Annotated in this window: 16 protein-coding genes; 10 read left to right on the plus strand and 6 right to left on the minus strand. The window is 71.4% G+C overall.

The window, feature by feature from the left end:
- Positions 1–27: 27 nt before the first annotated feature.
- Complete coding sequence (locus BHU15_RS23140) at positions 28–1,185, minus strand: SDR family oxidoreductase (protein ID WP_069628959.1); 1,158 nt, start codon at positions 1,183–1,185, stop codon at positions 28–30.
- 576 nt (positions 1,186–1,761) lie between these two features.
- On the opposite strand from BHU15_RS23140, the gene BHU15_RS23145 reads away from it, so the two are divergent.
- Positions 1,762–3,117, plus strand: a complete 1,356-nt coding sequence (locus BHU15_RS23145; RefSeq protein ID WP_069628960.1) for a wax ester/triacylglycerol synthase domain-containing protein — start codon at positions 1,762–1,764, stop codon at positions 3,115–3,117.
- A 19-nt stretch (positions 3,118–3,136) separates the two neighbouring features.
- Here BHU15_RS23145 and BHU15_RS23150 read toward each other — a convergent pair whose 3' ends face one another.
- Both BHU15_RS23150 and BHU15_RS23155 read right to left on the minus strand, forming a co-directional pair.
- Positions 3,137–4,384 carry a wax ester/triacylglycerol synthase domain-containing protein gene (locus BHU15_RS23150; protein WP_141726866.1) on the minus strand — a complete coding sequence of 416 codons (1,248 nt, stop codon included), beginning with the start codon at positions 4,382–4,384 and terminating at the stop codon, positions 3,137–3,139.
- Between the two features lie 25 nt (positions 4,385–4,409).
- Positions 4,410–5,786 (minus strand): flavin-containing monooxygenase, encoded by a 1,377-nt coding sequence (locus tag BHU15_RS23155; RefSeq protein WP_069628962.1) that lies wholly within the window; start codon positions 5,784–5,786, stop codon positions 4,410–4,412.
- A gap of 357 nt (positions 5,787–6,143) precedes the next feature.
- On the opposite strand from BHU15_RS23155, the gene BHU15_RS23160 reads away from it, so the two are divergent.
- From BHU15_RS23160 to BHU15_RS23170, 3 genes are all read left to right on the plus strand, one after another.
- Positions 6,144–6,758 carry an ABC transporter ATP-binding protein gene (locus BHU15_RS23160; RefSeq protein WP_023537960.1) on the plus strand — a complete coding sequence of 205 codons (615 nt, stop codon included), beginning with the start codon at positions 6,144–6,146 and terminating at the stop codon, positions 6,756–6,758.
- Positions 6,755–7,588 carry a hypothetical protein gene (locus BHU15_RS23165; RefSeq protein WP_069628980.1) on the plus strand — a complete coding sequence of 278 codons (834 nt, stop codon included), beginning with the start codon at positions 6,755–6,757 and terminating at the stop codon, positions 7,586–7,588. The genes BHU15_RS23160 and BHU15_RS23165 overlap by 4 nt, the downstream gene beginning before the upstream one ends.
- Before the next feature lie 123 nt (positions 7,589–7,711).
- The gene (locus tag BHU15_RS23170; protein ID WP_069628963.1) at positions 7,712–8,233 is read left to right on the plus strand and encodes a hypothetical protein; all 522 of its coding nucleotides are present in this window, start codon (positions 7,712–7,714) and stop codon (positions 8,231–8,233) included.
- 154 nt (positions 8,234–8,387) lie between these two features.
- Here the strand turns inward: BHU15_RS23170 and BHU15_RS23175 are convergent, their stop codons facing one another.
- Positions 8,388–9,005 (minus strand): LysE family translocator, encoded by a 618-nt coding sequence (locus BHU15_RS23175; RefSeq protein ID WP_069628964.1) that lies wholly within the window; start codon positions 9,003–9,005, stop codon positions 8,388–8,390.
- 111 nt (positions 9,006–9,116) lie between these two features.
- Here BHU15_RS23175 and BHU15_RS23180 point away from each other — a divergent pair, with 111 nt between their 5' ends.
- From BHU15_RS23180 to BHU15_RS23200, 5 genes are all read left to right on the plus strand, one after another.
- The gene (locus tag BHU15_RS23180; RefSeq protein WP_069628965.1) at positions 9,117–9,569 is read left to right on the plus strand and encodes an Lrp/AsnC family transcriptional regulator; all 453 of its coding nucleotides are present in this window, start codon (positions 9,117–9,119) and stop codon (positions 9,567–9,569) included.
- A gap of 163 nt (positions 9,570–9,732) precedes the next feature.
- A complete protein-coding gene (locus BHU15_RS23185; RefSeq protein ID WP_069628966.1) occupies positions 9,733–10,374 on the plus strand; it encodes a TetR/AcrR family transcriptional regulator in 642 nt (213 codons plus the stop codon).
- A gap of 371 nt (positions 10,375–10,745) precedes the next feature.
- Positions 10,746–11,462 (plus strand): DUF3159 domain-containing protein, encoded by a 717-nt coding sequence (locus BHU15_RS23190; protein WP_069628981.1) that lies wholly within the window; start codon positions 10,746–10,748, stop codon positions 11,460–11,462.
- A gap of 41 nt (positions 11,463–11,503) precedes the next feature.
- A complete protein-coding gene (locus tag BHU15_RS23195) occupies positions 11,504–12,133 on the plus strand; it encodes a TetR/AcrR family transcriptional regulator (protein ID WP_069628982.1) in 630 nt (209 codons plus the stop codon).
- A 74-nt stretch (positions 12,134–12,207) separates the two neighbouring features.
- Entirely contained in the window at positions 12,208–12,861 is a 654-nt protein-coding gene (locus tag BHU15_RS23200; RefSeq protein ID WP_069628983.1) for a GOLPH3/VPS74 family protein, read from the plus strand.
- Between the two features lie 59 nt (positions 12,862–12,920).
- On the opposite strand, the gene BHU15_RS23205 is transcribed toward BHU15_RS23200, so the two are convergent.
- Positions 12,921–14,141: a metallophosphoesterase gene (locus tag BHU15_RS23205; RefSeq protein ID WP_069628967.1), complete on the minus strand. Its 1,221-nt coding sequence runs from the start codon at positions 14,139–14,141 to the stop codon at positions 12,921–12,923.
- A 397-nt stretch (positions 14,142–14,538) separates the two neighbouring features.
- The gene (locus BHU15_RS23210) at positions 14,539–15,753 is read right to left on the minus strand and encodes a Rieske 2Fe-2S domain-containing protein (protein ID WP_079128324.1); all 1,215 of its coding nucleotides are present in this window, start codon (positions 15,751–15,753) and stop codon (positions 14,539–14,541) included.
- A gap of 335 nt (positions 15,754–16,088) precedes the next feature.
- Here BHU15_RS23210 and BHU15_RS23215 point away from each other — a divergent pair, with 335 nt between their 5' ends.
- Positions 16,089–16,595, plus strand: a complete 507-nt coding sequence (locus BHU15_RS23215; protein ID WP_069628968.1) for a DinB family protein — start codon at positions 16,089–16,091, stop codon at positions 16,593–16,595.
- The last annotated feature ends 38 nt before the right edge of the window (positions 16,596–16,633 follow it).

Raw genomic sequence — 16,633 nt, forward strand, 5'->3', positions numbered from 1 at the left:
GCTCCTGGGGGAGGGGAGACGTGCGGGTCAGGCGTACCGGGCGGCGGCGGACGGTATCTCGCCGGTCGGCAGTGGCCCGCCGAGGGCCGGACCGCCGGGGACCAGGCCGGACCGCAGGTAGGCGAGATCCACCCGCTCGGAGGCCGCCGACGACCCGAACAGGGCCCGGACCCGCGTGTCGTCGAAGCGCCGCCGATGGGTCAGGTAGGCCGTCAGACCCGGGTAGAAGTCGACCAGCGCTTCCAGGGCCGACGGCTCGGCGGGAGCCGCGGCGACCAACTCGACGGACAACTCGACCAGTTGTTCCAGGAGGGTCATGATCGTCGGCACGGGCACGTCACGGTCGTGCACGACGTGGTACGTGTCGACACCCCCCGACGGCGTCCGGCCGGCCAGCCGCACCATGACATCGGCCGCGTGCTCCACCGGCATCAGATTCAGCCGGCCGTGCGGCTGACCCACCAGCCGGAAGCGGGGCCGGCCCCCCGGGTTTCCGGCGCCGGGGCTTCCGGGGCCGGCGGTGCGTCGCGCGTCGTGCAGGATCCGCCCGATGACCTGAAGCGGGTGCGAGGGCAGTTCCGGGTGCGGCGGCAGGTCCGTGACGAGGATGCTCGGCCGCAGCACCACGACCGGGCGGCGGTGCTCCCGCGACCACGCGTGGATGAGCTTCTCCGCCTCGTACTTGGAGCGTTCGTAGGCGTTCTCGAAGCCGTACGCGTCGTCCAACTCGTCCTCGTACGCCACCCCTTCACGCCGGCGCCCGGCGACGAAGGCGGTACTCACGTGGTGGACCACGGGTCTCGCGCGTCCGGCGGCGGCCAACTCCAGTACGTGCCGGGTTCCTTCGACATTGGTCCGGCGCAGGGCGGGCAGATCTCCCTCAAGGTTGATGCTGCCCGCGCTGTGCCAGATCGTGCCCAGGCCGTCTGCCAGCTCCTGGAAGGCGCGACTGGACAGCCCCAGCCCCGGTCGCTCCAACTCGGTCTCCACCACCCTTAGCCGGCCGGGGAGTTCGGCGACGTACGCCTCGGGTGCGCCGGTCACTTCGAAGAACCGGGTGATGCGGTGCAGCGCGTCGCCCGACCCCGCGTGGGCCAGAACCGTCACCGACCGGTGCGTGCCGAGCAGACGGCGCAGCAGGCGCAGTCCGAGGAATCCGGTGGCGCCGGTGAGGGCGACATGCATGACCTTGGCTCCAAGGGCTCCGAAGTAGGGACAGGACCAACGCCGGGGCCGGCCGCGGTGGCCGGGAGACACGATGCGGCCGGCCGGTCGCCCAACGGAACGGTGTGACACGGGCGTTCGGCCCTTGCGGGACCCGACTCGTCCGGCCCGCCCGGAGGCCGCTAAGGCCCTCCTCCGGGCTTGATGACCACTGACGCACGGGACACAGTGGCAGAACGCGGACAGTGTTGGAGCCCTCGATCCGACCGGTCACCCGAATGAAGTACCCAGGCCACAACCCGTGTCGACGGACGCGGCCGGGCGGGACCGAGTCGAACCGAGGAAGTGGCAAGCGAGGGACCGTCGCCCTTTCGGGTGATCCGGCGGGCGGCGTGCGGCGGCCGGTACCCGGCGTCGGGCCCGGTGGGAGCGAGAGCGCAGCGCGTACGTCGGGCGCCGCGGTCGGATACGGCCATTCCCCGCGGCGCCAACCCGGATATAAACCGTTCCTACTCGGCTTCAGCCCGGTGACGGGCGGCGGCCCGGCGCCCGGACTCGCCCCGTCTGCCCGCCCCTTGGCACGAACAGGAGCTCCCGATGCCCGTGTCCGATCCGTCAGCCCGGCCCACACCCCTCCCCGGCCGGCGCGCCCACGCGGTCGACCGCGCGTTCCTCGGCATGGAGCGCCGCCACCCCGACGTCCGCTGGGACGCCGGCGGAGTCGCGTACCTGAGCGGTCCGCCCCCGAGCCTGGCGGACCTCCGCGCGTACGTGGGCTTCCGCCTGGGCGCGCTGCCCCTGCTCACCAGCCGGGTCGAGGGCGGCGCACGGCGCCCCCGGTGGCTGCCCGACCCGGACTTCACCGTCGACCGGCACGTCCACGAGGTGGTCGCGGACGGCCCCGCGGGGTGGGACGCCGCCCTGCACACGGCGCTCGACGCGCCGTTCGCGCCCGGCACGTACTGGGGCGTCTGGCTGATTCATGGCCATGTGCCCGACGAGTACGCCGTGTGCTACCGCTTCCACCACGCCTGCCAGGACGGTTCGGCCGCCGCGCTGACCTTCCGGGCCATGCTGGGCGAGGGGGAGCCGTCGGGCCGTCCGGTGCCGAAGAAGGGGCGCTTGACAGGTCTGCCCCGACGCGTGGGCACAGCGGTCGGGCTGACGACGATGTTCCTGGCCGGCTCCCTCCCCGTGCGCGGCCGCAGCCGGGCCGCCGCCCCCGTCGCCCCCACGGGGGAGCGGCGGCTGTGGCGGGGCCGCGTACCGGCGGACGCCCTCCGCCGGATCGCCGCGGCCCACGGCGGGTCGGCCCACGACGTCCATCTGGCGGCGCTCGCAGGGGCGTTGTCGGCGTGGTCGGCCCGGTCCGGCGTACCGCTTCCCCGGGTGAGGGCGCTGCTGCCGGTCGACGCGCGCCGCCCGAACGAGGAACAGACCTGGGGCAACCGCTGCTTCGCCCTGCCGCTGGAACTGCCCGTACGACTGCCCGTGCAACGGCCCGCGCGCACCGCCCCGGCACGCGGGAACGGATCCCTGGACGCCGTCTCGCCCCTGCGGCGACTGGAACACGTCATGGCCTCGACCCGCAGACTGCGGGGCGAGGCCTGGCGGCAGGCCATTCAGGACCTGGTCCGCCACATGCCGGACCGCCCGACCGAGTGGTACCTGCGAAGGATGCTCTCCCCGCGCGTCACCGACGTCATGGCCACGTCCATGCCGATCGCCGACAAGGGCAGCCTGGGGGACAGCCGGGTGACGGGCGTCGCCCTGCTACCCCTGCTCGTCCCCGGGCACCTCTTCGGAGTGGGCCTGTCGTACTTCGGCGAGTGGGCCGAGACGTCCTTCGTGGCGGACCGCGCCCTGCCGCACGGGGAGTTGCTGCCGGAACTGTGGGAGCAGGCCGTGGGCGAACTGGGGGGTGAGGTCGAGACAGGCTCCGCGCCGATGTGAAAGAGCCGGAGCCTACCGGTCACTGGCGAGCGTCTCGGACCACCGCTTCGAGTTCCGCCAGCGCAGCCAGCCACAGCTCCGGCAGGTCAGCGCCCCGGGCGAACGCCGTGTCGTGGACGACGGACAGCGTGCACTCGGACCGGTACCTGAGCAGCGTCAGATGGCAGAGCTGACCGGGCAGGGGAGCGCCCAGCCCGAGCGCGCCGTCCAACCGGGCCTCGCCGAGGGCCGGTTGTGGCAGGGCGGCGGGGAAGTAGGTGCCGGTGAGGGAGGCGTGGCGGGGGCGCATGAGCAGCCGCAGTGTGCCGAGGCTCATCGGAAGCGGCGCGCGCCGCATGAGCGCGCGCGAGGTGCGCATCCTCCGCTCCACGCGCCCGGCCTCCAACTGCCGTGAGAGGGAGGCGAGACGGCGTGACGGATGGGGCTCGGCGCAGGGCAGCCGCAGACGCACCATGGTGAGGTAGTTGCCGACCGCGCCGCGTTCGCCACCCGTCCGGACGGTCAGGGGCCACAGGAGTGCGAGCGGCGCCGGACGCTCTTCCTCGGCCACGGCGACAGCCCGCATCGCCCCGGCCAGCGCGGTCAGGAAGACCACGCTGATATCGGTGTCCAAGGCCCGGGAGAGCGCGAGCAGCCGCCGGGTCGCCGCCGTCCCGACGGCCGTGGCGAGAGTCCCCGTGGGCGGCCGACGCAGCACGGCCCAACTGTCGCTGCCCCGCAGGCTCCGGGCGACGTCGCCCGCGATACCCGGCACGGCACGGAAGGAGACCCGCCCGCCACTCTCGACGGGCGCGGGCGTACGCGCGGGCGTGTCCGCGACACCGCGCGACCTTTGCGGTGCGATACGCGGGGTGAACAGCGTCCGCAGTACGTAATGGTGCCCCGCGCCGTCCTCCAGAGCGTGGTGGATGCGGAACACCAGCACGTACTCGGGCGGCCCGGTGCCGTCGCCGTACCCGTGGATCAGCCAGAGGTCCCAGGGCGGGCGGTGCCCGGCCGGCAGTGGCCGCGTCAGTACCTCCTGGATGCAGCTCTGCCACTGCTCCCGGGGATCCGTCATGAGCAGTTCGCGTACGTGCTCACGCGGGTCCAGCTCCGGCACGGACACGAAGCGGGGACGCGACCCCGGCCTCTCCTCGACGCGGTGGGTCAGCGTCGGGAGGTCCGCGAGCCTGGCCTGTACGTGCCGGCGCAGGGTGTCGGGCGAGGGCGGCTCCCCACGGAAGCGCACCGCCCACCCCACCGCCAACTGATGCGCGCCGGACATCTGTTGGAACACCTGGCTGAGCGGATCACACGGCGTCGGCCGCCGGGGCGGGGCCGGCCACGGCGGGCAGGGCGGGGACGGCGCCACGTGCGCGGCGCCTGCCTGCTCGGCGTTCCCGGCGGAGGGCTCTTCGGTAGGAGCGGAAGTCAATTTCGATCCCGTGGCGGTAGGTGGACACGTACGTCTTGCGGTGGCGGCGCCACTCGCGCGCGATCATCCGCGTCATGTCCGCCGGCGACGGCGGGGCGACCGTGCCCTCGATCAGCTCGGCGATCCACTCCGCCTGCGGTTCGAGCAGCGGGAACGCCGCGCCGGAGGGCTGTGCGAGCCCCATGAAGTAGAGCCCGGGGAGACGGGGCGGGATCGTGCGCAGATAGAGCTCCGTGCGCCCGTCGGGGGCGGCGAACAGGGAGGGCGCGAGGAAGGGGAAGGAGATCCGGTAGCCCGTGGCGTACACCACGGCGTCGACCTGTTCACGGCTGCCGTCGCCGAAGACCGCCGTCTCCCGGCCGAAGGAACGGACGCCGGGCTTCGGTGTGACCGCGCCCCGGGCCAGTTGGGAGAGGAGTTCGTCGGAGGTGGAGGGGTGGCCGGCGAGCGGTCCGCGGACCGGTTCGGGGAGCCCGTAACGAGCCGTTGAGCCCCGGGTGAGCCGCAGGAGGAGTCGCAGTGCCGGATCCTTCAGCAACCGCGGGAGATCGGACAGCGGGCTCCACGCCAGATGGTCCGCCGGACGGCCCAGCAGCACCTTGGGGAACAGATGGGCCGCGTCCCGCGCGGAGAGGAACGTCCGCGCCGCCGTGCGCGAGATCTCCGCCGCGATCTCGCACGCGGAGTTGCCCATGCCGATCACCAAGACCCGCTGACCGGCGTACGGGTCGGGGGTGCGGTAGCCGTGCGAGTGGATCGCCGTCCCCGCGAACTCCTCGGCGCCGGGCACGGCGGGGGACGGGAGGCGCGGATCCCAGTGGTGCCCGTTGGCCACCACCACCTCGGTGTAGCGCCGCGTCTCCTCGGCCGGGCCGCCCCGGCGCCGGCAGACCACCTCCCAGCCGCCGTCGTCCAGGGGCCGCACCGAGGTGACCCTCGTACCGAACTCGATGTGGCGGTGCAGGCCGAACGACGCGGCGTAGTCCTCCAGGTAGGCCAGCATCAGGCTGTGGTGCGGAAAGACCGGACAGGTGTCCGGGAGTGCCAGGGAGGAGAAGGCCATGCTCCGCTTCGAGACGTTGGTGTGCAGCGACGCGTACACCCCCGACATGCCGTTGTCGTTGCCGTACCGCCAGAGTCCGCCGACGCCCGATCCGGCCTCGAAGCAGTCGAACGGAACGTTCCGCGAGGCGAGGACCTTGCTCGCCGCCAGACCGGACGGGCCCGCGCCGATGACGCATGTTCTCCGCATGACCGACCGACTCTTCCTCGTGTCTTTCCTCGTGCCCACGTGGAGGGAAGTGGCCGTGAGGGCGCGGTACTTGACCCGCCACGCCAAGCTAGCCGCCCCGGTCGCGCCGAGACCTGGATCCGCGGGCAGAGCCGCCGGACGTGTGAAGCGCGACGCGACGGATTGACGCCGCTCGGACGCCGCTCCGACGCCGCTCCGACACCGACCGGACGTCGGTTCGGCGCCGTTTCCGTTGCCCCGCCTGCTCGTTGGGCACGGGCGGACCGGTTCCGCCGCCCATCGGAAGTCGCGTACCCCGCACGACGCGCGTACCGCTTCCGTGACCATCCGGAAGACCAGGCACGACGGAGCAGCGCGATGGACGTCACAGATGTGCACCACTCCTACCGGCAGCACGCCGTTCTACGCGGCGTCGACCTCCGGCTGCGGCCCGGGGTCCTCGCCGGGATCGTGGGGGAGAACGGCGCCGGCAAGACAACCCTGTTGAGGATCCTCGCCGGTGAACTCCGCCCGGACCGGGGCTCGGTGCACCACAGCGGCAGGTTCGGCTACTGCCCGCAGTCCGTCGTCCTGGACGACTCCTTCACCGTCCGCCAGCACCTGGACTTCTTCCGGCACGCCTTCGGTCTCGCGGACCTGCGGCGCGCCGAGGACGTGATGGAGACCCTGGCCTTCACCGAGTACCTCGACCAGCGCGCGGGTCTGCTGAGCGGCGGCTCACGGCAGAAGCTGAACCTGACTCTCGCGCTCATGCACGACCCCGACGTACTTCTGCTCGACGAGCCCTACCAGGGCTTCGACTGGGAGACGTACCTGCGCTTCTGGGAGCTGGCGACAACACTGCGCGACGCCGGACGCTCGGTGCTGGTCGTCTCGCACCTGGCGTACGACGTCGAGCGGCTGGACCAGCTGTGGCGCCTGGAGGACGGGCGCCTCCGGCGCCAGGACCGGTGCGCGGAGGCCGCGGCATGAGGCGGCACTGGTCCCTGTTCGCGACGGCCTCCCGGTACGCGCTGATCGGACACTCCCGCAACCGGTTCGCGATGCTGCTGGTCGTGCTCTACATCCCCGTGTGGATCGCCCTGGCCTACGTGACGATTCCCGACCGGCCGGCGCCGTTCAGGCTGCGGGCCACGGGTGAGGTGCTGAACCCGCCGGGCAATCACCTCACCCAGATCACCGGCGCGCTGAACGCGGTCACCCTGATCGCCGGGTTCATGATGTTCGCCGCCACCTTCACGGGCGGTGCCTTCGACCGGCGCCTGGCCATGGCGGGGTACCCGCGTCACCACCTGGTCCTCGCGAAACTCTCCGCGCTCACCCTGGTCTGCGCCGCCATCGCCGCGTACGCCACGGCCGCCGCCGGGTTCGCGTGGTCCCCCCGGCAGCCCCTCATGCTCGCCGCCGCGCTGTTCTGCGCCGCCCTGACGTACGGCGCGCTCGGAGTGGTCTTCGGCTCGGTGCTCCGCCGTGAGGTGGAGGGCATGTTCGCGATCCTGATGATCAGCATCATCGACGTCGCCCTCCAGAACCCGCTGTCCAGCTCCGGGTCGGACAGCGCGGTCGTGCGCTTCCTGCCGTCGTACGGAGCCGTGCAGGCCAGCATGTCGGCGGCCTTCTCGACCGCGCCGGTGGCCGAGGGGCTCGCGATCCAGCTGCTCTGGCTGCTGGTGGCGGCGCTGGCCGGGTTCATGGTCTTCCGCCGGCGCACCCGTGACGCGCTCCCACCGGAACGGAAGCGTCGCGCCCCCGCGTACACGCCGGAGCCCGGCGCAGTCACGGAGCGCGTACGCCCCAACTGACCTGCGGGCCGCCCCCGTTCGGCCTGAGGCCGCCGTGACCCGTGAGAGCTGGAGATCGTTCTGCATCCGGGCGACGACCCGTCGCCGGACCATCACACTCTCCACGCAAGGAGCATCACCCCCATGACTCGTTCGCGTACCGTCCGCAGCGCGCTGCTCACCGCGGCTCTCGTGTCGGCGTCCGCCCTGACGTTCCCCGCCCCGGCGCAGGCGGCTCCGCTGCCGCCCGCGTGTCAGGAGGCGCTGCTCAAGACCCTCGACAAGTTCCCCGTCGTGGACTTCACGGTCCCGGACAAGGTCCAGAGCGCCTTCCTGAACGAGGCCGGCGCCCTGAGCGAGGCCGACCAGCAGGCCTTCACCGAGACGGCGTGCGCGGCCTGGAACACCTGGGCCACCAACAACGGCCAGGCCGTGGCCACGGACCTGGACACCCGCTACCGCAACGCCGCCGGACCCGTGTGCAACAAGTTCGCCAAGTCCTCCATCGGGACGATCAAGAAGTACGCCCCGAACATCCCCGCCCAGACGCGGGAGTTGGAGAAGGTGGCCAAGAAGGTCTGGCAGAACGCCATGCAGAAGCTGGCCGTGGAGGCCACCAACGCCGACTGCCGCAAGGCCTACGACTCGGTGAAGACCGGCTGGTAGCGGACCCGCCGGACGACGCCCCCGTCCGCCGGCCGCGCCATCTGCTGACGGGGTGGAGGCCCGGATCCCGGCCTGCGACGGGACCCGGGCCGTCGCGGGGCCCGTCCCGTGGCAAGCGGTGGTCGGCAGCGCTCCCGCGGGCCGAACGGGCGCGTCAGCCGGTCAGGTGTTCCGCCAGCAGGAACCCGCCGATGGCCACCATCATGGCGCCGGAGGCCCGGGCGACGGTCCGGGCGGCCGTAGGCCTGGTCTTCAGGACGGTGCGGGCCAGGACACCGACGCCGAGGTAGACGACCGCACAGGCCGTGAGGTGCACCGCGCTGAGTACGCCGGTCTGTGCGGCGACCGGCCAGCCCGTCGCCGGGCTGATGAACTGGGGGAACAGCGAGAGGTACAGCAGCAGTGCCTTCGGGTTCAGCCCGCTGATCGCGGCGCCCTTGAGCATGACGCGCGTACGGGAGGAGCCCATGTCCCCCTGGGCGGCCGTCATGGCGGCCGGCTGTCTCAGCGCGCCCCAGCCGAGCCGTACCAGATAGCCGGCCCCGACCACGGTCAGGGCGGTGAGCAGGGCCGGGGAGCTTGCCACGATCACCGCCAGGCCCGCGACGGCCAGCAGCGCGTACGCCGCGTGTCCGGCTATCAGTCCGGCGACCGCCGGCACGACCGACCGGTCCCGAACGCCCGCCGAGATCGCGTAGGCCCAGTCCGCGCCCGGCGTGAACACCAGCAGGAGGTCCACCGCCAGGAATGCCGCCAGCGTGGTCGTGTCCATGGATCGATCCCTCTCACGTTCGGTGTCACGTGAGGAAGGCTAGGCCGGTTCTGTCCGGAAGTGTTCCTGGATCTACCCCGTGATCGCGCCTTTCGGGGGAGAATCTTCTCCATGGATACCTTGGACCGGAAGATTCTTGCCGAGCTGCAACAGGACGGCCGTCTCACGGTCACCGAGCTGGCGGCCCGCGTGCGACTGAGCGTCTCGCCCTGCCACCGCCGCCTGCGAGATCTCGAACGTGAGGGCGCGATCCGCGGCTACCGCGCCGTGGTCGACCCGGCGGCCGTCGGCCTGCACTTCGAGGCACTCGTCTTCGCCACCCTGCGCTGGGAGGACTCCGACACCGTCACCGCATTCGAGGCGGCCGTGACCGCGGTCCCCCAAGTGCTCCAGGCCCAGCGCCTGTTCGGCGAACCCGACTACCTCCTGCGCGTCGCCACCACCGATCTGGCCGCTTTCCAGCAGCTGTACGACGCGCGACTGGCCCGGCTTCCGGGCGTCCAGCGCCTGACCTCCACCCTGGTCATGAAGAACGTCGTCGACGACCGGCCACTGCCCGAGTAGTGCGCGCTCCCGCCGCACGGGCCGCGGGTACGAGTCACCCCGATCCCTACGGAGCTGGAAGTAGGCGTCACTTACTGTCATTATGGCATTTGATGCACCGGGGGCAGGGAGCACGGGACGGAGGTGGGCGGCTGTGCCATCGGCCAAGCGAGGCGGCGGCGGGATGAGCGATCAGCGGCGCCATCGCGTGCGACTGGAGATCTCACGGGAAGCGTCCCGCCTCTTCTGGGACCAGGGCGTGGACGCGACCAGCGGTGAACAGATCGCCGAAGCCGTCGGCTTGTCGGTGCGCACCATCTGGCGCCACTTCCGCAGCAAGGAGAGCTGCGCGGAGCCCATCGTGACGCAGGGCGTGGCCTGGGAGATGGCCACGTTGCGCGGCTGGCCCCCGCATCTGTCCCTCGAAGAGCACTTCGCGGCGGAGTCGAGCAGATACGGCCGTGAGGCCGACGCCGTCGAGCGGGCCGACACCGCGCTCGCGGTGAAGATGATCCGGCTGGCCGACACGGAGCCGGCCATCCGCACTGCCTGGCTGATGGCCTGCGACCAGGTGGAGCGCGAGATGACCGAGATCATCGCGCACCGACTGCGGCTCCCGGCCGACGACCTCGACGTACGCCTGCACGGCGCGGCGGCCTCGGCGGCTCTTCGGGTCATCAACGAGGAGATCGGCGCCGCCCTCCTGGCGGGCGTCGATCCCCGGGAGTACGCCGACGCGCCCGCCCGTGTCGCGCATGCCGTCCGCAGGGCCACCGGGGGAGCGGTCGGGGACCCGGTCACCGGGACGGTCGACGCCGTCGGCTGAGGCGTAGACGTCTGCGCCCGCGGCCCGCGGGACAGAACGAACCGGGGCGCCAGTCGCGAGCCGGTCGGCCTCGCTCGCCATGGGCCTCCTCCGCCGTACGACTTGCCGCGCCCAGCCCAACTCCGTTGCCCACAAGGCGAGTACGGCGGCGCGAGCCCGCAGGGCGGTCGACCGTCTCTCCCTTCTCTGCCTCATCGGCGTCAACCGTCGACCGCCAACTGCCCATATGACTGCTTATGTCGTCCGGCTGTGATCCAGGTCACGCCGTCTCGGGTGGTCGAGAGTCGTCACTTAATGCCAAGGTGGCATTAAGTGACGCGACGAGGTCCTTGCTCGTCACCCCCCACGCGACTCCGAAAGAGCTGATCAACATGAAGCCCACCGGTCCCCAGGAGGCAGCGACCGACATGCGGATGACGCAGGCGACGGCGCAGGCGAAGCAGGCAGCACAGCCGACAGACCACCAGAAGCAGCCGTCGGCCCTCGACCGGGCGGGCGGCACCAAGGGGCTCGTCTACTCGGCGCTGCCCGTCGCGGCGTTCGTCGTCGCCAACAGCCTCCGCGGCCTCAAGACGGCGATCATCGCCTCCGCCGTCGTCGCCCTGGCCATCGCCGTGGAGCGGCTGGTGCGCAAGGAGTCGCTCCAGCCGGCGCTCGGCGGCGCGTTCGGCGTCGTGATCGCCGCCGGTATCTCCTGGTACACCGGATCCGCGAAGGACTTCTTCCTCATCGGCATCTGGGCAAGCCTGGCGGGCGCCATCCTCTTCCTTCTCTCCGTGCTCGTACGCTGGCCGCTGGCCGCCGTGCTCTACAGCGCGACCACCGGCAAGGGCACCGTCTGGCGTTCGGACAAGCGCTCGCTCCTCTACTACGACATCGCCACCCTGGTCATGGCCACCATCTTCGGGGCCCGGTTCGTCGTCAGTAAGTGGCTCTACGACGCCGACGAGATCGGCAGCCTGGGGATAGCCAAGATCATGATGGGCTTCCCCCTCCTGGCCGTCGGCCTGCTCGTCGTTGCCTGGGCGGCCCGTGCCTCGGACAAGCGCCTGAAGGCCCTGGGCCTGCTCCCCGCCAAGCGGGCCTGACCGGCACCGCCCGCCGGGACGAACGCCTCATGAAGGGCGGGATGAGCGAGCAGCGGCGGGCGCGGCTGCGGCTCGAGATCTCCCGGGAGGCGTCGCGGCTGTTCTGGACGCGGGGTGTGGCCGCGACGAGCGGGGACCAGATCGCCGAGGCGGTGGGCGTTTCCACCCGTACCGTCTGGCGGCACTTCCGCAGCAAGGAGAGCTGCGCCGAGCCCGTCGTCATGCAGGGCGTCGCCACCCTGCTGCGCGTACTGCACCGCTGGCCCCGGCACCGTTCCCTCGACGACCATCTGTCTCTGGAGCTGGGAGGGCGCCGTCACGAGGCGCGGTCCGTCGATCTCGCCGACGAGCTGCTCGCGATGAAGATGATCCGCCTCGCCGACACCGAACCCGCGCTCCGCACCGCCTGGTTGATGGCCTGCGACCAGACCGAACACCAACTGCTGCTGATCATCGGCGACCGCCTCCGCCGCCCGCCCCGCGACATCGAGGTACGGCGGCACGCCGCGGCGAGCGCCGCCGTCGTACGGGTGCTCGGCGAACACATCGGCGCGGCCGTCCTCGCCGGCGCCGACCTCGATGAGGTCCACGACGTCACGAGCTTCTCCCGACGCCTCGCCCACGCGATCCGCACCGCCACGGGCGGCCACGTCGGCGACCCCACCCTCTGAGATGTGCCCGATTCGCCGCCCGCAGTACGACCGTTCGCCGCCCGCATCCTTCCGCATCTCTCATGGGAGCCGTCATGCCCCGGACTCTGCCGCAGCGGCTGTACCTGCTCTGCTACACCGTGGACAAAGGCAAGTTCCAGATCGACAACCTGCAAGGCCGCGGCCAGTTGCTCCGGGCCGGCGCCCTGACCGAACTGGCTCGGGACGGGCTGCTCGGCGCCACCGGAAGGAAGGTGGTCCGAAAGCCCGGGCGGACACCGGACGACACCTTCACCGCCGCGGTGTGGGGCGACCTGCCCGACAGCAGGCCGAAGGGCTGGCTCCAGTTCGTCCACAACAAGGCCCACACCGCCGAGACACCGGTCCGCGACCAGCTCTCCGCCGCGGGCGAGGTGGCCGTCTCCCGCGGCAGGGTGATGGGAGTCATCCCGGCCGACCGCGTCACCGTCGCCCACCCGCAGAAGGTGACCGCCCTCCAGGAGCGGGTACGCAACACCGTACTCAAGGGATACGCCCCGGCGACGATCCCGTTGGACGAGCTGGCCATGGCGGTGTTCGCGGTCGAGCTGGAGCTGACCAGCGTATGGAGCCGCGGCGAACTCCGCACCCACAAGCAGGCGATCAACGCGCTGGCCGCCCGGTTCGACGAGATGGTCCCCGGTCTGCGCAAGGCACTGCGCGACTCGTACCTGTCGAGCCGCGCGACCGGCGGCGGCTGGAGCGCGTGAGCGCACGGCGGACACCAACGGTTCGCGACCGCGTGGGGGTGTCGCCGATCCGCCCGGTGCTACGGCGAGTTGGGCGGCTGCGGGGAGCGGAGCACCAGCAGGGTGATCTCGCTGGGGGCGAAGACGCGGAACGGCGGGCCCCAGAAGCCGGTCCCGCGGCTGGTGTAGAGGAGAGTACGGGCGCCGTGCCGGCTGAGGCCGGCCACGGCGGGCTGGTCGAGGCGGACCAGGTAGTGGAAGGGCCAGATCTGGCCGCCGTGGGTGTGGCCGGAGAGCTGGAGGTCGACACCGCCCGCCGCCGCCTGGTCGACGAACTTGGGCTGGTGTGCCAGGAGCAGGACGGGTAGCTCGGGGTCGGCGCCGTTCAAGGCTCCGGCCAGGTGGGCGCGGTGGCCGGCCAGACCGGAGGACTCGGCGGTGACGTCGTCCACACCGGCGACCACGAGGGTGTCGCCGCCGCGTTCGAGCAGCAGATGCCGGTTGCGCAGCGGCTCCCAGCCCAGCTCGTCCATCAGGTCGACCCAGCCCTGGGCCTCGCTGTAGTACTCGTGGTTGCCGGTGACGTACGTACGGGCCCAGGTGGCCCGCACGGTACCGAGCGGGAGGGCCTGCGCGCGGCGGCGTTCGGCCGTGCCGTCCGCGATGTCCCCGGTGTGACAGACCAGGTCGGCTGCCAGGGTGTTCACCGTCTCGCACACCCGCGCCGACCAGCGAGCGCGGTCGAGCGGACCGTAGTGGGTGTCGGTGATGAGGACGACGCGGGTGCCGTCCAACCCGGCGCCCAGCCTTGGGAGTTGCACGTCGAGGCTGCGTACGCGTGGTACGCGGCGGGCTTCGGCGTACCCCCAGGCGAGCAGTACGGCGGCTGTGCCGAGGACGGCCCAGGCGACGGCCCGGGCCCGGTCCTGACCCTCGCCGACCCCGGCCACGGTCAGGACGAGCCGCAAGAGGCCGCCGATCAGTACGGACCATGTGAACAGAACCCAGCTGGTGCCCAGCAGGGTGTCACCGACGATCGCCGCCCGGTCCTGCTGGCGCCTGCCGTGGCCGCGCGCCATCGCGAGCGGCATTCCGACGAGGCCGAGGACGAACAGCGCGGTGCCGACGAGCGTGACGGGCAGCGGCCAGTGCTGTCCGGTGTACAGGAGCACCCAGCAGGGCACGGTCCACAGCAGGACAGGGGCGACCAGGGGGATGTACCGCATCACGCGGCGCAGCCGGCTCTGCCGCGGAGCGCGCGCTTCGCTGTCGGCGGGTTGGGTGTTGCTGGTGTCGGTCACGCTTCCCCTCTGACCAGGCTGCTGACTCGCGCACTGTATCCGCTGATGGCGAGTGACAACTGTACTGAAGCCGGCCAACGCCCGCCGTCAACAGGGCTTCTACCGAACCCGAGTTGATGAGGTCGAGTCGGGCGCAGGTTTCAGTCCGTCCAGGGTGGGGCTTGGCCGAGGTGAGGGCGATACCGGCGAGGGCGGCGGTATTGGCGTCCATGAGGGAGGAGAGGGCGGCCTGAATCATCTCGTGACTGTCGGCGTACGGATTGGTTCCCGAGCTGACGACGGCTCGCAGGGCCTCAGGTGGCGACACCGCCGCGGGGAGGCTGGGGACGGCGTCGCCGCCCGCTGACGCCCGGCCCTCGGTTCACGGGCCGCGCTTCCACGCCTCCCCGCCGAACCGTCACGGGTTCTGTGTGACCTCCGCGGGATCTGCGACCCCCACGCCACCGCCTCCGCTCCCGTCGGCCTCCGCCTCCGCCTCCGTATTCGACGCACGGCCGCAGAACGTGGCGGCGGCGCACAGTTCCGACTTCGAGCGGATGGGAACCCCGTTCGAGCGCAGCACCTTCCGGACGTCGAGGATCAGCGGGAAGACCTCTTGGTTCCAGTCCGTGCCCTGTTCGTCCCAGGCCCGCTGCTCCGATTCCACCGCCATCCGGTCCTCCGCGAACACCCGCTCGGTGAAGCGCCGGATCAACGGCCAGGCGAGGCGGAGCGCGCCGGGGACGGGCGGCTTCTTGATCATGAGCAGGCCGTAGACGTGATTCGTCCGCTGCTCGGCATCCACCGGTACGTACGCCACCCACAGCGAGAACGCCGGGAGTTCGGTGTTCTCGGGCAGTGCCTGAAGCGTCTGGTACGGATACTGCGTACGGATGGTGATGACGTCCGGCGACTTGCTGCCGCCGATGCCTTCGGCCGAGAGCAGGCCCGCGCCCCGGTCCTTCCTCCCGCCGGCGGGAGTGAACAGGTACCGGGCTTCCACCGAGTGCGGGCCGGTGTCGTAGCCGAGCAGTTCCGGCTGGATCCGGCCGATGACGCCCCGGTGCAGGAACTGGTGGTTCATGTCGAGCAGGTTCTCGTGCATGAACGAGTAGTGGCAGTGCACCGTGCGCGAGAACGTCATGGTGCTGTGCTTGGCCGAAGCGTAGGCGGGCAGTTCGGGGAACGGCGTCTCGGCCGCCAGCTCCGGGTCACCGGGGAACACGAAGACCAGCCCGTACGCCTCACGGACGGGGTAGGCGCGCACGCCTCGGGGCGGCCGGTCCACCCCTTTGGGCAGATATGGGATCTGCGAGATGCGTCCGTTGCCCCGGTATGCCCAGGCGTGGTAGCAGCACCGCAGGGCCTCGCCCTCCACGACGCCCATGCTCAGCGGGACCTGGCGGTGGGCGCAGCGGTCCTCCAGGGCGTAGACGGTGCCGCTTCCACCCCGGTACAGCGCGATCCGCTCGCCCGCGAAGCTGGCGGCGAAGGTGCTGTTCTTCCGTACGCTCCCGGACACGGCGACCGGGTACCAGAAGGCCGGATTGATTCCGGTACGGCGAAGGTCGGCCACAGCGGGGGAGGGGGAGGGGGAGCCTACGACGTGTCGCTCGTTCGCCGTTCCGGTCATGAGATTCTCCCTCGCGCGCAGGTCGTTCCCGTGGTGGACCATGCTCCGGACCGCGACACGATCGCGGACCGCGCGGGACCGGCGAACTCAGGCAGCCCGTCCCATACAAAGCGCGCCCGACAGGAACGGCACCTTTTACGCGTCCGATGGAGCCACACGCCGGCCACCAGGGCTACGGCTTCCTGGCGCGGACGGCCAGGGCCTGTCCGGCGGATCATGCCGGGCGGTCGGCGGTCGGCGGTCGGCGGTCGGCGGTCGGCGTCGGCGGTGTGTGGGAAGGGCCTCTCCGCGAAATGCCTCGACACGGGTCGTGGTGATCCGGAATGCTTCGCGCGATGACCAGAATCAATGACACACCGCCCGCGTGGGACGACCGCACCCAGCTCACCACGTTTCTCGACTACGCCCGTGGCACCGCACGCGCCAAATGCGAAGGCGTCTCCGACGAGAACGCGCGCAAGGCTCTCCTGCCGGGCTCACCGCTGATGACCATGAGCGGTCTGATCAACCACCTCCGCTGGGTCGAGTACTACTGGTTCCACGTGGTCTTCCTCGGCGAGGAGGACCGGGCCCCCATGACGGATGAGGACCCCGACCGCGAGATGCGTATCGCCGTCGACTTCCCGCTCACCCAGCTGCTCGACGAATACGCCGAACAGAGCAGCCTCTACCGCGAACTGGTCGCCGGAAGCGACCTGGGCAAGCAGGCCCAGCGCACCATCCGCAACGGCGTCCACGTCGACTTGCGCTGGATCATGCACCACCTGATCGAGGAGACGGCCCGTCACAACGGCCATCTGGACATCCTGCGCGAGATGCTCGACGGCACAACCGGCCACTAGATCCGGCGGAGATCACGGGCGGAGTCACATGATCCGCG

This window comes from Streptomyces niveus, assembly GCF_001723055.1.
GTDB classification, from domain to species: domain Bacteria; phylum Actinomycetota; class Actinomycetes; order Streptomycetales; family Streptomycetaceae; genus Streptomyces; species Streptomyces niveus.

What these genes read in the sequence shown, in the direction of transcription:
- BHU15_RS23155 (WP_069628962.1), bottom strand. Translation starts at nt 5,786, where the DNA reads ATGCGGAGAACATGCGTCATCGGCGCGGGCCCGTCCGGTCTGGCGGCG.
- BHU15_RS23170 (WP_069628963.1), top strand. Translation starts at nt 7,712, where the DNA reads ATGACTCGTTCGCGTACCGTCCGCAGCGCGCTGCTCACCGCGGCTCTC.
- BHU15_RS23140 (WP_069628959.1), bottom strand. Translation starts at nt 1,185, where the DNA reads ATGCATGTCGCCCTCACCGGCGCCACCGGATTCCTCGGACTGCGCCTG.
- BHU15_RS23200 (WP_069628983.1), top strand. Translation starts at nt 12,208, where the DNA reads ATGCCCCGGACTCTGCCGCAGCGGCTGTACCTGCTCTGCTACACCGTG.
- BHU15_RS23150 (WP_141726866.1), bottom strand. Translation starts at nt 4,384, where the DNA reads ATGTCCGGCGCGCATCAGTTGGCGGTGGGGTGGGCGGTGCGCTTCCGT.
- BHU15_RS23180 (WP_069628965.1), top strand. Translation starts at nt 9,117, where the DNA reads ATGGATACCTTGGACCGGAAGATTCTTGCCGAGCTGCAACAGGACGGC.
- BHU15_RS23195 (WP_069628982.1), top strand. Translation starts at nt 11,504, where the DNA reads ATGAGCGAGCAGCGGCGGGCGCGGCTGCGGCTCGAGATCTCCCGGGAG.
- BHU15_RS23145 (WP_069628960.1), top strand. Translation starts at nt 1,762, where the DNA reads ATGCCCGTGTCCGATCCGTCAGCCCGGCCCACACCCCTCCCCGGCCGG.
- BHU15_RS23165 (WP_069628980.1), top strand. Translation starts at nt 6,755, where the DNA reads ATGAGGCGGCACTGGTCCCTGTTCGCGACGGCCTCCCGGTACGCGCTG.
- BHU15_RS23210 (WP_079128324.1), bottom strand. Translation starts at nt 15,753, where the DNA reads ATGACCGGAACGGCGAACGAGCGACACGTCGTAGGCTCCCCCTCCCCC.
- BHU15_RS23215 (WP_069628968.1), top strand. Translation starts at nt 16,089, where the DNA reads ATGACCAGAATCAATGACACACCGCCCGCGTGGGACGACCGCACCCAG.
- BHU15_RS23175 (WP_069628964.1), bottom strand. Translation starts at nt 9,005, where the DNA reads ATGGACACGACCACGCTGGCGGCATTCCTGGCGGTGGACCTCCTGCTG.
- BHU15_RS23190 (WP_069628981.1), top strand. Translation starts at nt 10,746, where the DNA reads ATGAAGCCCACCGGTCCCCAGGAGGCAGCGACCGACATGCGGATGACG.
- BHU15_RS23185 (WP_069628966.1), top strand. Translation starts at nt 9,733, where the DNA reads ATGAGCGATCAGCGGCGCCATCGCGTGCGACTGGAGATCTCACGGGAA.
- BHU15_RS23160 (WP_023537960.1), top strand. Translation starts at nt 6,144, where the DNA reads ATGGACGTCACAGATGTGCACCACTCCTACCGGCAGCACGCCGTTCTA.